This is a genomic window from Micromonospora sp. NPDC047793 (genome assembly GCF_040642635.1).
Taxonomy (GTDB): Bacteria; Actinomycetota; Actinomycetes; order Mycobacteriales; family Micromonosporaceae; genus Micromonospora.
Genome location: NZ_JBEYSG010000008.1, coordinates 85,518 through 103,811, shown reverse-complemented (window position 1 = coordinate 103,811; position 18,294 = coordinate 85,518). Strand labels below are relative to the sequence as shown.

General features: G+C 71.5%; 12 protein-coding genes and 1 pseudogene. 4 read left to right on the top strand and 9 right to left on the bottom strand.

Annotated features, from left to right (window positions below; genetic code table 11):
• Position 1 precedes the first annotated feature (1 nt).
• Entirely contained in the window at positions 2-676 is a 675-nt protein-coding gene (locus tag ABZ738_RS17830) for a PASTA domain-containing protein (protein ID WP_131051392.1), read from the bottom strand.
• Between the two features lie 121 nt (positions 677-797).
• Between ABZ738_RS17830 and ABZ738_RS17825 the strand changes: the two genes are divergently transcribed.
• Positions 798-2,258, top strand: coding sequence for a hypothetical protein (locus ABZ738_RS17825; protein ID WP_357214439.1), 1,461 nt, complete (start codon positions 798-800; stop codon positions 2,256-2,258).
• A 42-nt stretch (positions 2,259-2,300) separates the two neighbouring features.
• Here ABZ738_RS17825 and ABZ738_RS17820 read toward each other — a convergent pair whose 3' ends face one another.
• Positions 2,301-3,779, bottom strand: coding sequence for a glutamate--cysteine ligase (locus ABZ738_RS17820; protein WP_131051394.1), 1,479 nt, complete (start codon positions 3,777-3,779; stop codon positions 2,301-2,303).
• Between the two features lie 306 nt (positions 3,780-4,085).
• The gene (locus ABZ738_RS17815) at positions 4,086-4,667 is read right to left on the bottom strand and encodes a YceI family protein (RefSeq protein WP_131051395.1); all 582 of its coding nucleotides are present in this window, start codon (positions 4,665-4,667) and stop codon (positions 4,086-4,088) included.
• 103 nt (positions 4,668-4,770) lie between these two features.
• Here ABZ738_RS17815 and ABZ738_RS17810 point away from each other — a divergent pair, with 103 nt between their 5' ends.
• On the top strand, positions 4,771-5,295 hold the full coding sequence (locus tag ABZ738_RS17810; protein ID WP_176092214.1) for a MarR family transcriptional regulator: 525 nt from the start codon (positions 4,771-4,773) through the stop codon (positions 5,293-5,295).
• A gap of 405 nt (positions 5,296-5,700) precedes the next feature.
• On the opposite strand, the pseudogene ABZ738_RS17805 reads toward ABZ738_RS17810, so the two are convergent.
• Positions 5,701-8,091 (bottom strand): annotated as a pseudogene (locus ABZ738_RS17805) (helix-turn-helix domain-containing protein); the annotation flags it as partial.
• A 153-nt stretch (positions 8,092-8,244) separates the two neighbouring features.
• Here ABZ738_RS17805 and ABZ738_RS17800 point away from each other — a divergent pair.
• Positions 8,245-9,531 carry a hypothetical protein gene (locus ABZ738_RS17800; RefSeq protein ID WP_131051398.1) on the top strand — a complete coding sequence of 429 codons (1,287 nt, stop codon included), beginning with the start codon at positions 8,245-8,247 and terminating at the stop codon, positions 9,529-9,531.
• 8 nt (positions 9,532-9,539) lie between these two features.
• Here the strand turns inward: ABZ738_RS17800 and ABZ738_RS17795 are convergent, their stop codons facing one another.
• The 5 genes from ABZ738_RS17795 to ABZ738_RS17775 form a co-directional block, all read right to left on the bottom strand.
• The gene (locus ABZ738_RS17795) at positions 9,540-10,694 is read right to left on the bottom strand and encodes an acyl-CoA dehydrogenase family protein (RefSeq protein ID WP_131051399.1); all 1,155 of its coding nucleotides are present in this window, start codon (positions 10,692-10,694) and stop codon (positions 9,540-9,542) included.
• Between the two features lie 83 nt (positions 10,695-10,777).
• Entirely contained in the window at positions 10,778-12,310 is a 1,533-nt protein-coding gene (locus ABZ738_RS17790; protein ID WP_357214432.1) for an acyl-CoA carboxylase subunit beta, read from the bottom strand.
• A gap of 125 nt (positions 12,311-12,435) precedes the next feature.
• On the bottom strand, positions 12,436-13,257 hold the full coding sequence (locus ABZ738_RS17785) for an amino acid ABC transporter ATP-binding protein (protein ID WP_131051401.1): 822 nt from the start codon (positions 13,255-13,257) through the stop codon (positions 12,436-12,438).
• A 5-nt stretch (positions 13,258-13,262) separates the two neighbouring features.
• Positions 13,263-14,057: an amino acid ABC transporter permease gene (locus ABZ738_RS17780; protein ID WP_131051402.1), complete on the bottom strand. Its 795-nt coding sequence runs from the start codon at positions 14,055-14,057 to the stop codon at positions 13,263-13,265.
• Complete coding sequence (locus ABZ738_RS17775; RefSeq protein ID WP_176092209.1) at positions 14,054-14,866, bottom strand: basic amino acid ABC transporter substrate-binding protein; 813 nt, start codon at positions 14,864-14,866, stop codon at positions 14,054-14,056. The genes ABZ738_RS17780 and ABZ738_RS17775 overlap by 4 nt, the downstream gene beginning before the upstream one ends.
• A gap of 370 nt (positions 14,867-15,236) precedes the next feature.
• Here ABZ738_RS17775 and ABZ738_RS17770 point away from each other — a divergent pair, with 370 nt between their 5' ends.
• Entirely contained in the window at positions 15,237-18,278 is a 3,042-nt protein-coding gene (locus tag ABZ738_RS17770; RefSeq protein WP_357214428.1) for an amino acid adenylation domain-containing protein, read from the top strand.
• The last annotated feature ends 16 nt before the right edge of the window (positions 18,279-18,294 follow it).

Here is an 18,294-nt window from a genome sequence, read left to right as displayed (position 1 = left end):
GCTACTGGTCGCTGGCCTCCGGGCTCGGGGTCGTGCCGCACCAGATCTGGACCGCGTCGTTCCACTTCCCGACGGCGCCGCCGGTCGGGTCCTGGGCGGTGACCGTGCCGGACCTCCCGGTGGGGTAACGCGGTGAGAAGCCGTCGTCGACGAGTTCGTCCTGTGCCTCGCCGCACGAGTCGCCGACCACGTCCGGGACCGAAGTCTCCGGTGCCGCACCCGCCACGATGATCTTGACGGTGACGCCGCGCTTCACCGGTGCACCGGCGGCCGGCTCGGTGCTGCGCACGCTGGAACTGTCGCCGCTGCTGCCGAACACGAAATGCCAGCCCAGCCCACGGTCCCGCAGTTCCTCCCGGGCCTCCTCGAAGTCCATCCCGACGAGTTCCGGCACGGTCAGGCCGGAACGGCTCGGCGCGGGCCGGGCAGGCTGGCTGGTCGCCGTCGTCGGCTTCTCGCGCGGCGTCGGCGAGCCCTCGGACGTCGGAGCCCGACTGCCGCTCGCGTCGAGGGTCGTGTCGCGTGGCGACTCCTGATCGCCGGCCAGCATCCATCCGCCGGCCGCCCCGATGACGGCGAGGAGCACCGCCGCGAGCCCGCCGCCGATCACCACCCTCGTGCGGTCCGGGCCGGCACCGGAGCGCACCTCACCCCGATCCGTGGATTCGTCCGTCATCTCCGCCACCGCCCTATCACCGGCGACCGTAGTCGCCGACGCCAAGCACTGTCCGTCACTGTTGCCGCCTGGTACTGCGCACGACTCGCCGCACCGACCACAGGACGTTACGCTGCCCGGCATGGCCAGACAGGGCTGGGGAGGATCGATCGCCACCGCGGCCGGCGTGGCAGCCGGTGCCGGGGCCGCCCAACTGGGCTTCGGATACGGCCTGGGCATTCTCAACTGGGCACCGACCGAGGCGACCGCCGGCACCGCGGCCTGGGTGGCGAGCCTGATCTGGGCCACCTGGATCGCCGCCACCTCGACGATCTTCGGCGCGGTCTGTGCGCAACGACTACGCGACCGCCGCAACGGCCCGCACCCGGTTTCCGGTCCGGCCGTCGCACCCCCCGACGCCGACCCGCCGTCGGTCGACACCGCCCCGCAGAGCGACACCGCCGGGGCCGACACCGTCCGGTCCGACAACGACGTTCGGTCGCCCGCCGCCGGGTCGACCGACGCACGTCGGGAGGTCGGTGACGGCGGTGGCCTCTGGTGGATCGCGCTGGCCGGTGCCGCCGGCCTGGGCGCACTGATCACCGTGCTGCTGGTCGCCGTACCGGCGCGGGTGGCGGAGGTGCCGGACACCCCGTCGCCACGGAACATGGCCGCCGGCTACGCCGCGATCGGCGTACTGGTCGGAGTGCTGGTGGCGGTCTGGGCACTGCGCTGCCGGGCGGCCGCCACCAACGTCATCGCCACCGCCGGTTGGCTCTGGCTGCTCGCCGTGGTGGCCGTGGTCGACTCGGTGCTCGCCGGTCGTGGACTCACCACGGCCCAGCTCGGCATCTGGCAACTCAGCTCGGACAACCCCCAGTTCTGGATCCGCGACTATTTCTACTGGCCCGGCGCCGTCCTCTCGCTCACCTCGGCGCTGCTGATCGGCGCGCTGGCCGCCCGTCACGGCGTCCGCCCGGCGGATCGACGGGTCGGCGCCACCGCCTCCGGTGCCGCCGGACCGCTGTTGGTGGCCGTCGCCTACTTCCTGGCCGTGCCGAGGCTGACCGCGATCAGCCCGGAGCAGGTGTCGGCCCACCTGATCGCCCCGTACGCGGTGATCGTCGGTATCGGCGGGTCGGTCCTGGTCGCGGCACTCGCGCAGCGGGCCGCCCGGCGCAGGCAGGACCTGCCGCCCACCGGCGAGGTACCCCGGGTACCCCGGCAACGCGTGGCGGCCGACGACGCCCACACCGCACCAGCAGCCGACGAGGGCGCTGCGCGCACACGGACGGCGTCCGACTCGACCACCGCCGACCCGACCACGCCCGACCCGGCCGGGTCCGGATCGACGCTCGACGGACCGGCGGCGGACAGTGCGAAGGAGTCCGTGCGCGCCACGCCCCGGAGCACCAGCACGGCCCGACGGCGACTCGGCGGCAGGAGCGGGGCGGTCGGCGACGACGCACCCGTCACCCCGGGCGGCTCGCCGACCTCCGACGGGCCGTCGACGCCATCCACCCCGGACACCACGCCGTCGGACGGCGACACGTCCGACAGCGCCCCCGAGGGCACCGGCCGACGGAACCGCCGCAGCCGCTGACCCGGCGGTGCGCGCCGAGGCGCTCGACGTCGGCGCGGCGGGTCAGTCGACGGGCCAGGTGTGCACCGGCTCATTGGTGCGCTGCAACTCGGCGTAGCGCTGGAGCATGTGGTGCAGGGCGGCGGTCCGGTCCAGGCCGTGCTGCCGCTCGGCGGTCCACACCGCCGCGGTCTGCCAGGCCGCTCCGTTGCGTCCGGTACGGCAGCGTTGCTCGATGATGCCGAGTAGGCGGTCCCGTTCCGCCGGGGACACCCCGAACCCGTCGAGCCCGGCGGCGGCGATCGGCAGCAGCACGTCCAGCACCAGCGTGGTGACCGGCACCTCACCCAGGCGCGGCCAGTGCAGCACGGCGTCCATGCCCCGTCGGGCGGCGGCGTGGAAGTTCTCCTCGGCGGAGCTGAAGGTGAGCTGGCTCCAGATCGGCCGGTCGGCCTCGGCCAGGCCACGGGCCATCCCGAAGTAGAAGGCCGCGTTGGCCAGCATGTCGACCACGGTCGGCCCGGCGGGCAGCACCCGGTTCTCCACCCGCAGGTGCGGTCGGCCGTCCATGATGTCGTACACCGGCCGGTTCCAGCGGTAGACGGTGCCGTTGTGCAGCCGCAACTCGGCAAGCTCCGGTACGCCGCCCGCGTGCAGCACCTCCACCGGATCCTCCGTCTCGCAGATCGGCAGCAGCGGCGGGAAGTAGCGGACGTTCTCCTCGAAAAGGTCGAAGATGGACGTGATCCAGCGTTCCCCGAACCAGACCCGGGGGCGTACGCCCTGTGCCTTCAGCTCATCCGGCCGAGTGTCGGTGGCCTGCTCGAACAGGGCGATCCGGGTCTCCGACCAGAGTTGGCGGCCGTACAGGAAGGGCGAGTTCGCGCCCACCGCCACCTGCACCCCGGCGATGGCCTGGGAGGCGTTCCAGTAGTCGGCGAAGCTGTCCGGCGCGACCTGGAGGTGGAACTGGAGGCTGGTGCAGGCGGCCTCCGGCGCGATCGAGTCGGTGTGCGTACGCAGGCGCTCGACGCCCCGGATGTCGAGTTCGATGTCCTCGCCCCGGGCTCCGACGATCTGGTCGTTGAGCACCCGGTACCGCTCGTTGGTGGAGAGGTTGTCCGCGACCAGGTGGCGCTCGGTCAGCGTGGGCAGGATGCCGACCAGGACTATCCGGGTGTCCGAGCGGGCCGCCCGCTCGTTCGCCCGGTCCAGACTGCCGCGCAGGTCACGCTCGTAGTCGGCGAACCCGCCGTTGGAGATCAATCGCGGGTTGGCGTTCAGCTCCAGGTTGAACTGGCCCAGCTCGGTCTGGAACAACGGATCGGCGATGGCGGCGAGGATCTCCTCGTTGCGCATCGCCGGCTCGGCGAGCGGGTCCACCAGGTTGAGCTCGATCTCCAGCCCGGTCATCGGCCGGTCGGCGTCGAACCCGAAGTCGTCCAGCATCAACGCGAAGACGTCCAGGCAACGGCGTACCTTCTGGCGGTACCGGATTCGATCCTCACGGGAGAAGGCGGCTCGGTCGACGTCCCTGCCCATGTTTCCTCCCGGCGCGCGACGCGACGGAACGGTGCCGTTCCGCAGCGCAGTGTGAACCATACTCGGTGAAAGCGCCGAACCGGATGGCCCGAAGATCGGTCCATTGCCGCAGTCCACCCGCCTTGCGGGTGGGTCGGACCCATCGACGGGGCGGGTGAGCCGCTCCCGCCGGGATTCCTACCCGGGCGGGTCCGTCGCGCCACCCGCGACCCTGCTAACAACCTGTGACAAACCGCACCGCGATCGTGACCGGACCGGACAGCGAAGGGGCCCGCGCGGTCGGCGCGGGCCCTTTCGCGTGCGGGATCAGGACTGGCGGATGCCCTCGCCCTCGATCTCGATCTTGACCTTCTTGCCGACCAGCACGCCGCCGGACTCCAGGGCCACGTTCCAGGTCAGACCGAAGTCCTCCCGGTCGATCTCGGTGCTCGCCGAGAAGCCGAAGATGTCCTGGCCGAACGGGCTGCGGCCGACGCCCTCGAACTCGACCTTCAGCTCCACCGGACGCGTCACGCCCTTGATGGTCAGCTCACCGTCGAGCACGAACTCGCTGCCCTCGTGCGACTTCACGCCGGTGCTGCGGTACTCCAGGGTGGGGAACTGCTCGGCGTCGAGGAACTCCGGGCTGCGCAGGTGCGCGTCCCGGTCGGCCTGCGCGGTGTTGATGCTGGCGGCCTGGATGGTGGCGCTGACCGTGGACCCCAGGGGCTCCTCGGCGATGGTGATGGTGGCGGAGGCGTCGGCGAACTCACCGCGCACCTTGCTTACCATCATGTGCCGGGCGACGAAGCCCACGCGCTTGTGCGCCGCGTCCAGCAGGTAGGTGCCGGCCGCCGGGATGGTGAGGCCGTTCCACTCGCGGGTAACCGACTCGGTGCTGCTGGTCATGAGAGACTGCCCTCCGGAAGAGATTGTTTAGTAGCCCAACGACTGCGTTAGCAACTATAGTCGTAGCAATATTCCGTGTGTCAAGTACTGATAGGATGGGCCGGTGAACCCGAACGTGTTCGACGACCCTCGGATCACCGCTGTCGGCCTCCTCTTCGAGGTGCACGCGGGCCTCTCCGCCCGCTTCGCCACGCAACTCGACGAGCACGGCCTGTCAGCAGTCGAGTTCGAGGTGCTGACCCGGCTCACCCGCTCACCCGGCAACCAACTACGGATGACCGACCTCGCCGCGCAGACGTCGCTCTCCACCAGCGGCGTCACCCGGGTGGTGGACCGGATGGAACGCGACGGCCTGATCACCCGGCGCGCCTGCCCCTCCGACCGACGCAGCTCGTACGCGGTGGTGACCCCCTCCGGCCTGCGGCGGCTCGACGAGAGCCTGCCCGGCCACCTCCAACTCATCGAGGACTGGTTCACCGGTCAACTCGACCCGGCGGCGCTGCACGCACTGCTGGACGGTCTGCGGCAGATTCGCGACGCCGTCCATCCCTGCGCGACCGCCGGCAGCAGCGACACGGCCCCGGAGGGGGAAACGGTTCTGAAAACGCCCGACTCGTCCCCCTGCTGAGCGGCTCCGCGCCTCCACCGCGCACACCCGTCCGACCTTCGGTGCCGGTCTGCACACCCGAGCGTGACCGCACCGGCAGAAGGACCGGCAGAACCAGGCGAGCAACCGGCGATAACTCCTAAACCGGACAGACGTCGCAGTGGTCGCTCGCTAATCTCGCTGCAGCGGGGGCGCATTGGGGGGAATCGGCGCGGGCGATGAGCGAGGGGTGGTATCAGGGGGCTTCCTCGCCCGCGCCACCCCAGTTTCCGCCGCCGGTCGGCCGGGCCAGGAGCCCGGCCCGCCGTGCTTCCGGGCACCGTCCGCCCCGGTCACCGCCGACATCCGACGGCCGACCGACAACGCGTACAGCAGCTCCTGCTCCTGCGCCAGCAGCCGGACACCGCCCGCACGGCAGGCGAGATCCAGTCGATCGAGTACCTCCGGGTCCGCCGTGCTCGCGGCGAGGCCGACCAGCGCCTCCACCACCCGACGCCGGTCCCGGTCCTCCCCGTTCATCTCGGCCGCGGCGGTGAACCACTCGACCGCGACCTCCCGATCCCCCCGATGCCGGGCCAGGTGTCCCTCGATCAGCGCGCCGGTCCCGTCCAACGGCCGCAGTTCGGCGAGCACCTCGGCGGCCTCGGCCGAACGACCGTCCTGGGCGAGCGCCAGACCCAGCGTGCCCAGCACCCGCCGACGGTGCCGGGGCACCCCCAGGTCGGCCAGGGCCACGAGGACCCGCCGCGCCTCGTCGACCGCGTCGACGTACCGGCCCTCCAGGCGGAGCACCTCCGCGACCGTGCCCCGCACCAGCACCCGCAACCGCTGCTCACCGCACTGCCCACCGAGACGGTCCACGGTGGCCAGACGACGTCGGGCGGCAGCGAGGTCGGCCACCCGCATCTCGTGCCAGGCCAGGTGGTGCTGCGCGATCGCCATCTGCCGGAGCAGACCGGCCTCGGTCGCCACCGCCAGCACCGCTTCCGCCTGCTCCCGGGCCTGTCCCGGCCGGCCCGTCGCGGACAGCAGCGCACCCAGCACGTTCCGCGCCTCCAACTCACCCGGCACGTCACCGAGACGCCGGAAGGCCGCCAGCGCGGCCCGCGCCGTCGGCAACTCCTCGCCCGCCGCGCCGTGCTCACCGGCGAGCATCGCGACGCCGAGCGACGCCCACGCCCGCAACGCCGGATCGGCATCGGCGGTACGCGGATCGGCGAGCAACCGCAGCAACCACTGCCGCCCCAGGACGTCCCGTCCCCGCAGCCGCCACCAGCGGGACAGCGCCGCCGCCAGGCGCAGTGCAGTCAGCGGGTCGTCCACCGCCGCGTACGCCAGTGCCGAGCTGACGTCGCCCGTCACCTCGTCCAACCGGTGTGCCGCGACGGTCGCACCGGCACCACTCAGCGCCGGGACGGTGCGCTCCACCAACCGGGTCACCACCCGGGCGTGCCGGCGTCGGATCGTGGTCGACTCACCGGCACCGGACGCCTGCTCCACCGCATAGTCCCGCACCGCGTCGACCAGTCGGAACCGGAACGGCCCGGTGCCGCGTACGCTCAGCAGCCCCAGGTCGAGGAAGCGGTTCAGCATCGGCACCGGATCGGCGGTGGTGCCCGTACCGGCGAGCATCTCCTCGGCCATCTCGACCGACCAGCGGTTGCCGAACGCGGCCAGCCGGCGCAACGCGGCCCGCTCCTCGTCGGCGAGCAACCGGTAGCTGGTGGCCACCGCGTCGCGGAGCGTCTCCGCCACGGCCGTCCGCGCGTCGTCACCCCGGCTCGGCCCCGCCTCCCACCCACCGCGTGCCGCGCCCGAGGTGTCCAGGTCCAGCACCCGGTCGCCGTACCGGTCGAGCAGTTCGGTGAGATCGAGCAGTCGCCCGCGCGCGGCCATCAGCTCGATGGCCAGCGGCAGGCCGCCCAACCGCCGGACCAGCGACGCCAGCGCCGGCAGCTCGGCGTCGGACGGTGGCTCCGGGCGCACCTGGGCCAGCCGCGCGGTGAACAACACGACCGCCGGAGAGGTGGCCAGCGTCGCGGGGTCGGTGCCGCCCGGCGGCGGTACGTCCAGCGGCGACACGGGACGGACCCGCTCCCCCGGCAGCCCGACCGGATGCCGGCCGGTGACGAGTACCCGCAGCGACGGCACTCCGCCGACGAGCCGGTGCAGGGTGGCCGCCACCGGGCCCGGCGCGCGTTCCGCCGCGTCCACCAGCAGTACGGCCCGCCGGTCACCGAGCCGGGCGGCCAGTTCGGTGATCCGGGCGGCGCCGAACACCGTCACCGAGGCGGCCAGCACGTCGGTGACGTCCGACCCGGCGCCGATCAGCACCCCGGCGACACCACCCGGATGGGCCGGTGCGACGGCGTGCACCACCGCCAACGCCAGCGCCGTCTTGCCGACCCCGGCCAGCCCGACCAGGCTCACCACCCGGGGGCCACGCGGATCGGTCAACATCGCGGTCAACTCGGCCACGTCCTGTTCCCGGCCGATCAGGTCCGGCGCGGGCGGCAGGCCCAGCGCCGGACCCGGATGGGGTGACGCGCCCGCGGCGCCCGTCCCCCGGGCCGCGGTCAGGAACGCGGCGCGGGCGTCACCGGTGAGGTCGAGGGCTCCGGCGAGCAGTTCGACGGTGGTGCGTTGCGGGCGTACGGACCGTCCCCGTTCCAGGTCCCGCACCGTCCGGATACCGACGCCCGCGCGCACCGCCAGCTCGGCCTGGGTGAGGCCGGCGGTCAGGCGGTGTGACCGCAACAGTTCCGGGAGACCGGCGTGCGTGACCGGCCCGACCCGACGATCATGACCCGGAGGCATGGCCACGGACACTACGGGCCACACCCGACACGGGACACGGGATCGTCGGCCACCCGACCCCACCGCGAAGAAACCCGACAGCGGCCGACCGGACGACAGCACTGGACGATCAGCCATTGATCGAGTTCACCGGCAGCGGTCACAATGCGGCCCATGTCCAGCAATCGGTTGCCGGGCGACCTCGACATCCGGCAGGCCCGCTGGATGCTGACCCGGCACGCCGGCCTACTCGGTCGTCAGCCTCACCCGGGCCATCTCAGTGGCGTACCGGTGACCCGGCGAACCCGACCGGAACTCTTCGACACGGTGGCGGAGACCGCCGGTCGGCTGGGTACCGCCATGCCCGACCGGGTGCTGCTCACCGGCACGCCGACAGTGGACCTGGCCGTCGCACACCGGCGTCGACACCTGCTGATCGGTCTGCCGTTACTGGACTGCCTCAGCGCGACCGAACTGCGGGCGCTCGTCGGCCACCGGCTCGCCCTGCTCCGCCACCGCCACTGCGCTCTGGTCGTCGGCCTGCTCCACCTCTGGACCGAGGCGGTGCGCGCCGAGACGTACGAGCAGGGCCGGGACCTGCGTCGGGTCACCGAGTTCCGACGTACGCTGGCCGGCTTCGCCGCCGAGGTGCAGCACGACGCCGACGAGGCGGCGGTGCTCGCGGCCGGCGCCGATGCGGCGGCACGGGCGTTCGCGCTGGCGGACGCCGTCGCGGAGGGGTACGCCGACTTCCTCGACGGCACGGCGCTGCCCGAACACCGGTGGTGGCGGCCGGTCGAGGTGGGGATCAGCGACGTGTCCGACGGGTGGCGGCACCTGCTGCGACACGGGACGCTCGACGTCGAGTGGGGCGAGGACGAGGCGCAGGTGCTCGCCACCCTGCATCCCCGGCTCGCCGACGCGCTACGGGCCCTCGGCAGGACACCACCGCCGGTGGTGCCGACCGCCCGCCCCGTGCCGGTCGCCCCGCTGTCCGGGCGGGAACGCCGCCGGTTGGTCCGACGGCTGTTGAACATCCCCTACCCGCGCTACATCCGGTGGTACACGTTCGCCGACTCCCCGCCGCGCTGGTGGCTGCGGCGGGCCGCCCAGGAAGCCGGCTCGGTCCGGGCCGACGTGGCCGCGGTGCTGGGCCGACCGCCCGTCGACGACGTCGAGGCCATCGAGGTGATCCGGACCCGCCCCCGGGAGGTGCTGGCCGCCGCCATGCATGTGCCGGTGAGCGAACTGTCGGACGATCCGGGCGACTGCGAGTGGGACGAACCGCCCGCCGCGACGGTCTGGCTGGTCGAGGAGAACCTGCTGCGCCGTGGCTGGCGGTTGGCGCATCCGGCGGTCCGAGGCGTCCTGATCGGGCCGGCGGGCGAGCGGGTCGACGCCCGTGCCGTGATCGCCGGCGCCGACCAGGCGCACCTGCGACGTCTCCTGACGTCAGGCTGACCGGGCGCTCACATGCCCAGGTCGCGAGCGATGATCATGCGTTGCACCTCGGAGGTGCCCTCGCCGATCTCCAGGATCTTGGAGTCCCGCCAGAAGCGGGCCACCGGGTACTCGTTCATGAAGCCGTAGCCGCCGTGGATCTGGGTCGCCTCCCGGGCGTTGTCCACCGCGACGGTGCTGGCGTGCAGCTTGGCGATCGCGGCCTGCCGCTTGAACGGCTCACCCGCCAGCATCCGGGCCGCCGCGTCGTAGTACGCCAGACGGGCGGTGTACGCCCGCAGTTCCATGTCGGCGATCTTGAACTGGATCGCCTGGTAGTTGCCGATCGGCTGACCGAAGGCGTGCCGCTCGGCGGCGTACTTCACCGACTCGTCGACGCAGCCCTGCGCGAGCCCGACGGCCAGCGCCGCGATCGCGATCCGGCCCTCGTCCAGGATCCGCAGGAACTGGGCGAAGCCCCGGCCGCGCTCACCGAGCAGGTTCTCCGCCGGCACCCGGCAGTCGTCGAAGGTCAGCTCGTGGGTGTCCGAGGCGTTCCACCCCACCTTCGAGTAGCCCGGCGCGACGGTGAAGCCCGGCGTCCCGCTCGGGACGATGATGGTGGAGAGCTCCTTCGCGCCGTCCGGTCGGGTGCCGGTGACGGCGGTGACGGTGACCAGCGCGGTGATGTCGGTGCCGGAGTTCGTGATGAACGCCTTCGAGCCGTTGATCACCCACTCGCCGGTCGCCTCGTCCCGCACCGCCCGGGTCTCGGTGCCACCGGCGTCCGAGCCGAAGCCCGGCTCGGTGAGCCCGAAGCCGGCCAGCGCCTCACCGCTGAGCAGCTTCGGCAGCCACCGCGCCTTCTGCTCGGCGGTGCCGAACCGGTAGATCGGCATCGCGCCCAGGGAGACCGCCGCCTCCAGGGTGATCGCCACACTGGAGTCGACCCGGGCGAGTTCCTCCAGGGCCAGACAGAGCGCGAAGTAGTCGCCGCCCATGCCGCCGTACTCCTCGGAGAAGGGCAGGCCGAACAGGCCCATCTTGCCCATCTGCCGGACCACCTCGTACGGGAAGGTGTGCTGCTCGTAGTGCTCGGCGATGACCGGCGCGACCACCTCCCGGGCGAATTCCCGCACGCTCTCGCGCAGCGCCTCGTGTTCCTCGGTGAGCCGGAAGTCCATCGGGTTCCTCCTATGTGGACGTGCCCGTCGGGCGCTCGTGACGCCGGGGCGGTGCCGGTGCTGGCTGGTGCCGGTGCGACGGTTCAGACGGGGGTGACGCCGTGCCGTCGGCGGGAGAAGTGCCGGTCCTTGGACCGGGCGGCGGTGAACCGGCGGACCAGTTCGGCGCGGAGATGGTGCGGCTCCACGATGGCGTCGACCACCAGTTCGCTGGCGAGTCGCACGACGTCGATGTCCCGCTCGTACTCCTCGCGCTTCGCGGCGACGAAGGCGGCCCGCTCGGCCTCGTCCTCGATCGCGGCGATCTTGTTGGCGTAGACGGCGTTCACCGCGGCCTCGGCCCCCATCACCGCGATCTTCGCGGTGGGCAGGGCGATGGTGGCGTCCGGCTCGAAACCCGGCCCGGCCATGGCGTAGAGCCCGGCACCGTACGCCTTGCGGACCACCACACAGATCTTGGGTACGGTCGCCTCGGAGATCGCGGTGATCATCTTTGCGCCGTGCCGGATGATGCCCTGCTTCTCCACCGCGCTGCCGACCATGAAGCCGGGTACGTCGCTCAGGAACAGCAGCGGCACGTTGAACGCGTCGCAGAGCTGCACGAAGCGGGTCGCCTTGTCGGCCGAGTCGACGAAGAGCACGCCGCCCTTGAACATCGAGTTGTTGCCGACCACGCCGACGACCTCGCCGTTCAGCCGGCCGAAGCCGATGGTCAGCTCCCTGGCCCAGAGCGCCTGGATCTCGAAGAAGGAGCCGTCGTCGAGCAGGCCCTTGACGTACCGCCGCATGTCGAACGCCTGGCGTTCGCTCGCCGGCACCAGCGCGGCCAGGTCCGCCTTCGCGGGCGCCTCGGCGGCCTCGGCGGCCGGCGGACGCTGCGTCCAGTTCGCCGGCAGGTAGGACAGGTAGCGCTTGACCACGTCGAGCGCCTCGGCCTCGGACTTGCAGAGGAAGTGCCCCACGCCGGACTCGGCACAGTGCACCTTGGCCCCGCCCATCGCCTCCAGCGTGGTCTTCTCGCCGGTGACCATCTCGACCATCCGGTCGGAGCCGAGATACATGCTGGCGTTGCCGTCCACCATCGCCACCACGTCACAGAACGCCGGGATGTAGGCACCGCCCGCCGCACTCGGCCCGAACAGCGCGCAGACCTGCGGGATCGAGCCGGAGGCGCGTACCTGGTTCCAGAAGATCTTGCCCGCGCCACGCCGGCCCGGGAAGAGGTCGACCTGGTCGGTGATCCGGGCGCCGGCCGAGTCGACCAGGTAGACCATCGGCACGCCGGTGTCGTACGCCCGCTCGATGGTCCGGATGATCTTCTCGACGGTCCGCGCGCCCCAACTGCCGGCCTTGACCGTCGAGTCGTTGGCCATCAGGCAGACCTGGCGGCCGTCGATGGTGGCGGTGCCGGTGACCACCCCGTCGGCCGGCAGGCCATCGGCGAGCGCGTTCGCGTAGAGCCCGTCCTCGACGAACGACCCCTCGTCCACCAGCAGTGCGACCCGTTCCCGGGCGAACATCTTGCCCTTGGCCGCGTTCGCCGCGTGGTACTTCTCCGCGCCACCGGCGCGTACCCGCTTGCGTAGCTGTTCCAGAGCCTCACCGTCGAGCGTCACGCCGCCCCCTCGCCGCCATCCCGACACCGGCACCCCGGCACGGGTCAACCAGCCTGAACGATCGTTAGGCTAACGCATCGGGGGCGGCACCGGCGACCCGCCGGCCGCCGGCACGCGGTGAAGCGTCACCGACCGTCGTCACCAGCCGAAGGCGGCTCCGGCGCCCGGTCGGGCCGGTCCAGTTCCGCCACGTGGGTCGGGTCCAGCACCCGGGCGAGGAAGGCCCGGGTCCGTTCGTGCCGGGGAGCACCGAGCACCGCCTGCGGCGGCCCCTGCTCGACGACCACCCCGCCGTCCATGAACACCACCCGGTCGGCGACCTCCCGGGCGAACGCCATCTCGTGGGTCACCACCATCATCGTCATACCGTCCTCGGCCAGCTTCCGCATCACGGTGAGCACGTCACCGACCAGCTCCGGGTCGAGGGCCGAGGTCGGCTCGTCGAAGAGCATCAGCTCCGGATCCATGGACAACGACCGGGCGATCGCCGCCCGCTGCTGCTGTCCACCGGAGAGCTGCGCCGGAAACGCGTCGGCCTTGTCGGTCAGACCGACCCGCGCGAGGTTGCCCCGCGCGATCCGCTCGGCCTCCGCGCGACCGCGCCGCAGCACCCGACGCTGGGCGATGGTGAGGTTGTCCAGCACGGTCAGGTGCGGGAAGAGGTTGAACGACTGGAACACCATGCCGATGCCCCGACGGACCCTGTCGATCTCGACGTCCGGGTCGGTCATCTCGACGTCGCCGACCCAGATCCGGCCCGAGGTCGGTTCCTCCAGCAGATTCACGCAGCGGAGCAACGTGGACTTCCCGGAACCGGACGGCCCGATGACACAGACGACCTCACCGTGACCGACCTCGACGTCGATGCCCCGAAGCACCTCCAGCGACCCGAACGACTTGTGCAGATCACTGATTCGTACGGCGGGGCGGACCCGATCATTCGACATCCGGATCACCGGGCTTTCGCGTAACGGAGTTCGAGACGCCGTACGAGCTGGGACAACGGCAACGTGATGATCAGATAGGTGAAGCCGGCAACCAGCAACGGTGTGGCGTTCACCCGATCGTTGAGCGCATCCCGGCCGAATTTCGTGATCTCGATGGTCTGCGCGGTCACGCCGAGCACGTAGGCGAGCGACGAATCCTTGGTGAGCAGGATGAGTTCGTTCGTCAACGGTGGGATGACGATACGGAACGCCTGCGGGATGACGATGGCGCGCATCGCGGTGAAGTGCGACATGCCGAGCGTACGGGCCGCCTCCATCTGCCCCTTCGGAACCGCCTGGATACCGGCGCGAATGGTCTCGGCCATGTACGCCGCCGCCGTCAGTCCGAGACCGATGGCGATCGAGCCGAAGACCCCGCCCGGGATCTCCCGCTCGGGGAAGGCGATAGGGATGCCGTACCCGACCAGAAAGAGCACCAGCAGTGCGGGAAGCCCCCGGAACAACTCGATGTAGGCCGTCGCGACCCACCGGTACGGCGCCACCCGGGACAACCGCATCAACGCCAGCAGCGTGCCGAACACGAGACCGAAGGCGAAAGCGCCCAGGGTGTAGAGAATCGTGTTGCGCAACGCGACCGTGATGATCGTCGGGAACATCGACCTGATGATGTCGACCCGGAAGAAGGCGTCGGCGAGCCTGCTCCAGTCCGCGCTGCCGATCACCAGCGCGGCGACCGCCACGAAGGCCAGGTATTGAAGCCAGAGGGACAGTCGCTCGCGCTGACGACGACGCAGTTTCACGGTCGTGGGCCGATCCACTTCTCGTAGACCCGCTCGTAGGTGCCGTCCTGCTTGGCCCGGTCGAGCACCTCGTTGATGGTCTTGAGCAGCTCAGGGTTGTCGTCCTTGCGGACCGAGAAGCCGTACTGCTCACCGGTGTCGAACTCGGCCGCCACCTCGAACCCGCCGGGGTTCTCCTTGATGTACTCGGTCCAGACCGGCAGGTCGTTGATGGCCGCCTCCACCTGCCCGTTGGCGAGGGCCTGCTGCTCGGCGGCCAGGTCCTCGAACTCGACGAGTTCGAGACCCTTCTCCGTCGCGAGGCCCCGCGCGTAGTCGCGACCGGTGGTGGCGGCCTGGACGGCGACCTTCTTGCCCCGCAGGTCGTCCAGTGACTTGTACGGCTTACCGGTCTTGACCAGCATCGCCTGGGTCGCGTCGAAATAGGGCGCGGAGAAGTCCATCACCTTCTGCCGTTCCTCGGTGATCGTCATTCCGGCGGCGGCGACGTCGCACTTTCCGGTGTTCAGGTCCTGGCCGGACTTGATCCCCTCGAAGGGCGTGTCGACGATCCGTTGTTCGACGCCGAGTTCCTGGGCGACCAGGTCGATCATGTCGACGTCGAAGCCGATCACCTCACCGGCGGCGTCCTTCGACTGGAACGGCGGATAGGGCAGGTGCGTGCACACGGTCAGCTTGCCCTTTTCGATGAGCTTGACGCCGCTGGCCTGGACCTCGCTCTTGTCCTCCTTGGCGCATCCCGCTGTCACGACGAGAGCGGCCACCGCCACTACCAGGCAAACCTTCCGGACCGGGCTCTGCACAGTCACGCGGTGTCCCTTCGCTTCGTCCCCGTTGGCCGGAAGCCACGGCCGATGAGAGCGCACGGTACCTGATCCAGATGTCCGCTGACAGACGTCCGGCGATCGGTTTTCCGTCCCCCGGGACGCACCGGACGGAAGGCACATGTCATCGCCATCGGACAATTTCCCCGAAGCCGCTCACCTGCCCTTCCGGCACCTGCCAAGACGCACACCCGTCAATGCGTTGACAGGCGCGCGAGACCGCCGTTAGGGTCCGACCCGGGTCAATGTAGACCTACCACTCGCGCCGTCGGCCGGCACCGCCGGTCGCGCGGAAGCACACCTCGGGGGAGGTGCCCTCGATGGCATCCTCAGCTGCGCATTGACGATTCTCGGAATGGAGCGCGTCCACCGCGATCCCGCTGAGGTCGGCGCTCTCCTCACAGGACCCACCCGGCCACGTCCGCTCCACCGGACCGTGGTCGACCTCGTCGACGACGCCGTACGGCGTCACCCGGACGCCGTCGCGGTCGTCCATCCCACCGGCGCGCTGACCTACCGGGACGTCGACCGGCTGGCCGACGTGGTCGCCGCCGACCTGCTCGCGCACGGCGCACGGCGGGGAGACTTCGTCGCCCTGCTGCTCGACGATCGCGTCGAGCAACTCGTCGCGATGCTCGGCACCATGCGGTCGGGTGCCGCCTTCGTGCCGTTCGACCGGGCCTGGCCGGCCCAGCGGCAGCAGCGGATGCTGCACGACCTCGCCCCCCGGGCGGTCGTCGGCACGCCACCGCCCGCCACCGATCGGCCGGTGATCGGCGTCCGGGCCGGCCCGGACGCGGTCGCCGCACCCGTCGTCGCGGCCCGGCCCCGACCCGACGACCCGATCTACGCGTTCTTCACCAGCGGCTCCACCGGACTGCCCAAGTGCGCGGTCAACCTGCACCGGGGCCTGGTGAACCGCTTCCTGTCGATGACCGAGCGGTTCGCCGCCGACGGCGCGGTGGTGCTCCAGAACTCCGCGCACACCTTCGACTCGTCGATCTGGCAACTGCTGTGGCCGCTGACCCGTGGCGCCACCGTCGTCATCCCGGACCGCACCGGCATCCTCGATTTCGACGCCACCTTGACGCAGATCCACCGGCACCGGGTCACCATGACCGACTTCGTGCCGAGCATCTTCGACCTGCTCGTCGAGCGCCTGCGGAGCCGGCCGCAGGACCGGCACCTGCTGGCGTCGATGCGGCAGGTCTTCATCGGTGGCGAGGCCGCCAAACCACCGGCCGTGCAGGCGTTCCGGCGGATGTTCCCGGACGTGCGGGTGACCAACACCTACGGGCCCACCGAAGCCTCGATCGGCTCGGTCTTCCACGCCGTCGGCGACGACGACCGCCAGGTCATCCCGCTCGGCCTGCCGCTGCCCAACACGTCCGTGCTGCTCCTGGACGAACACGGCGCGCCCACACCGCGCGGCGAGGTCGGCCAGATCCACCTCGCAGGCGTGTGTCTCGGCGCGGGCTACCACGGCGACACCGACCGCACCCGCCAGGTCTTCGTGCCGAACCGGTACGCCGGCGTTCCCGGTGACCTGCTCTACCGCACCGGCGACTTCGGCTGGGTGCGCGACGACGGCCTGCTGATGTTCACCGGCCGACGCGACGCCCAGGTCCAGATCGCCGGGGTACGCGTCGACCTCGGCGAGATCGAGTGCACCCTCGTCACGGCACCCGGCCTGCGTCAGGTGACGGTGCTCGTGGACGAGACCGGTGCCACCCCGGCGCTGGTCTGCTTCTACTCGGCCGACGGCGAGGTGGGCGAGGAGACGCTGCGCGAGTACGCCCGCGCCGGTCTCCCCGGTGAGCTGGTGCCGGGCCGCTTCGTCCGCCTCGACAGCCTGCCGCTGCTCGCCAACGGCAAGGTGGACCAGCAGCGTCTGCGGGGGCACCTCACCGACGTTCAGCCGGGCACCGACGGGCCCGGTCCGGCGTACCCGCCGGGGAGCGTGGAGGCGCGGATCGCCCAGATCTGGTCGCGGGTGCTCGGCTTCGGCGCGTACGACGAGGACTTCTACTGCCTCGGCGGGACCTCGCTCGGCGCCGCCCGACTCGCGGTCGACCTGGAACGGACGTTCGGGGTGTGGCTCGCCGCCCGCGACCTGGTCCGGGCCTCCACCATCCCGGCCCAGGCGGACCTGGTCCGCGGCGGCCGGTCCCTGCCGACGTCCACCACCGTGGCACCCGAGTTGGCCCGGGACGCGAGGCTCGGTGACCTGGGCACCGCACCGCCACGACCGGCCGAGGACCCTGGCACGGTCCTCCTGCTCGGGGCGACCGGTTTCGTCGGCGCACAGGTGCTCGCGGCGCTGCTGGCCCATGGCGACCGGCCGGTGGTCTGCCTGGTGAGGGCCGCCGACGACGGGTCCGCCTCGCGTCGGGTGGCCGACGTGCTGGCCGCGACCGGTGGCGGGTCGGCAGCGGCGCACCGGTGGACGGCGCTCGCCGGTGACCTGGCCCGACCGCAGCTCGGTCTCTCCGGTGACGACTGGCGGCGGCTGAGCCGGGAGGTCGGCACGATCGTGGACGCGGCGGGCCGGGTGGACACCCTCCGCGACTACCTCGACCTGCGCGACACCAACGTGCACGGGCTGCGGACGCTCGTCGACCTCGCCGGCACGCAGGTCCGCAAACGCCTGGTCACGCTCTCCACCACCACGGTCCGGAGCACACCCGGAACGCCGTTGGCCGAGGCGTTCCTCGCGCTCACGTCGGCACCGCCGGTCGACGGCTACAGCCAGTCCAAGTGGGTCGCCGAGCAACTCGTCCGGGGTGCCGCCGCGCAGGGCGTACCCGCCGCCGTCGTCCGGCTCGGCGAGGTGGCGGCACACTCCCGTACCGGCCACGCCAACCCGCGCTCGACGGTGACCATGATCCTGCGGCTCTGCCTGCGGCTCGGCGTACGCCCGTCGACCCGGCTGCGGGTGGACTGGACGCCGGTCGACGTGGTCGCCCGGATGGTGGCCGCGCTCGCCGACCCGCACCGCCGCACGCCCGCCGAGGGTGTGCTGAACGTGGTGGCACCCGCCTCCGTGGCCGTGGCCGACCTGTTGGCCCGGCTACGCGTCGAGGACCGACCACTGCCGGAGATCAGCTACGACGAGTTCCTCGACCGGGCTGCCGACGCGGTCGGCGACGACGAGGTGGCGCGCTGCCTCGCCGTGCTGCGTCCCCGCACCGCCGCGGAGGCCGAGCCACTGGCCGAGGTGGTCCACGACGCTCTGGTCGGCACCGAGACTCCCCGAGCCACCCGGCTGGCCCGGGGACTCGGCCTCGACTGGGGCACCAGCCGGGACAGGGAGATCGACGTGATGATCGACCGTCTCAACCGGACGTACCACGCAGCGGTGGGCCGTCCTCATCTGTCCAGCGGGACAGCTCAGTGAACCGCGACCAACGGGT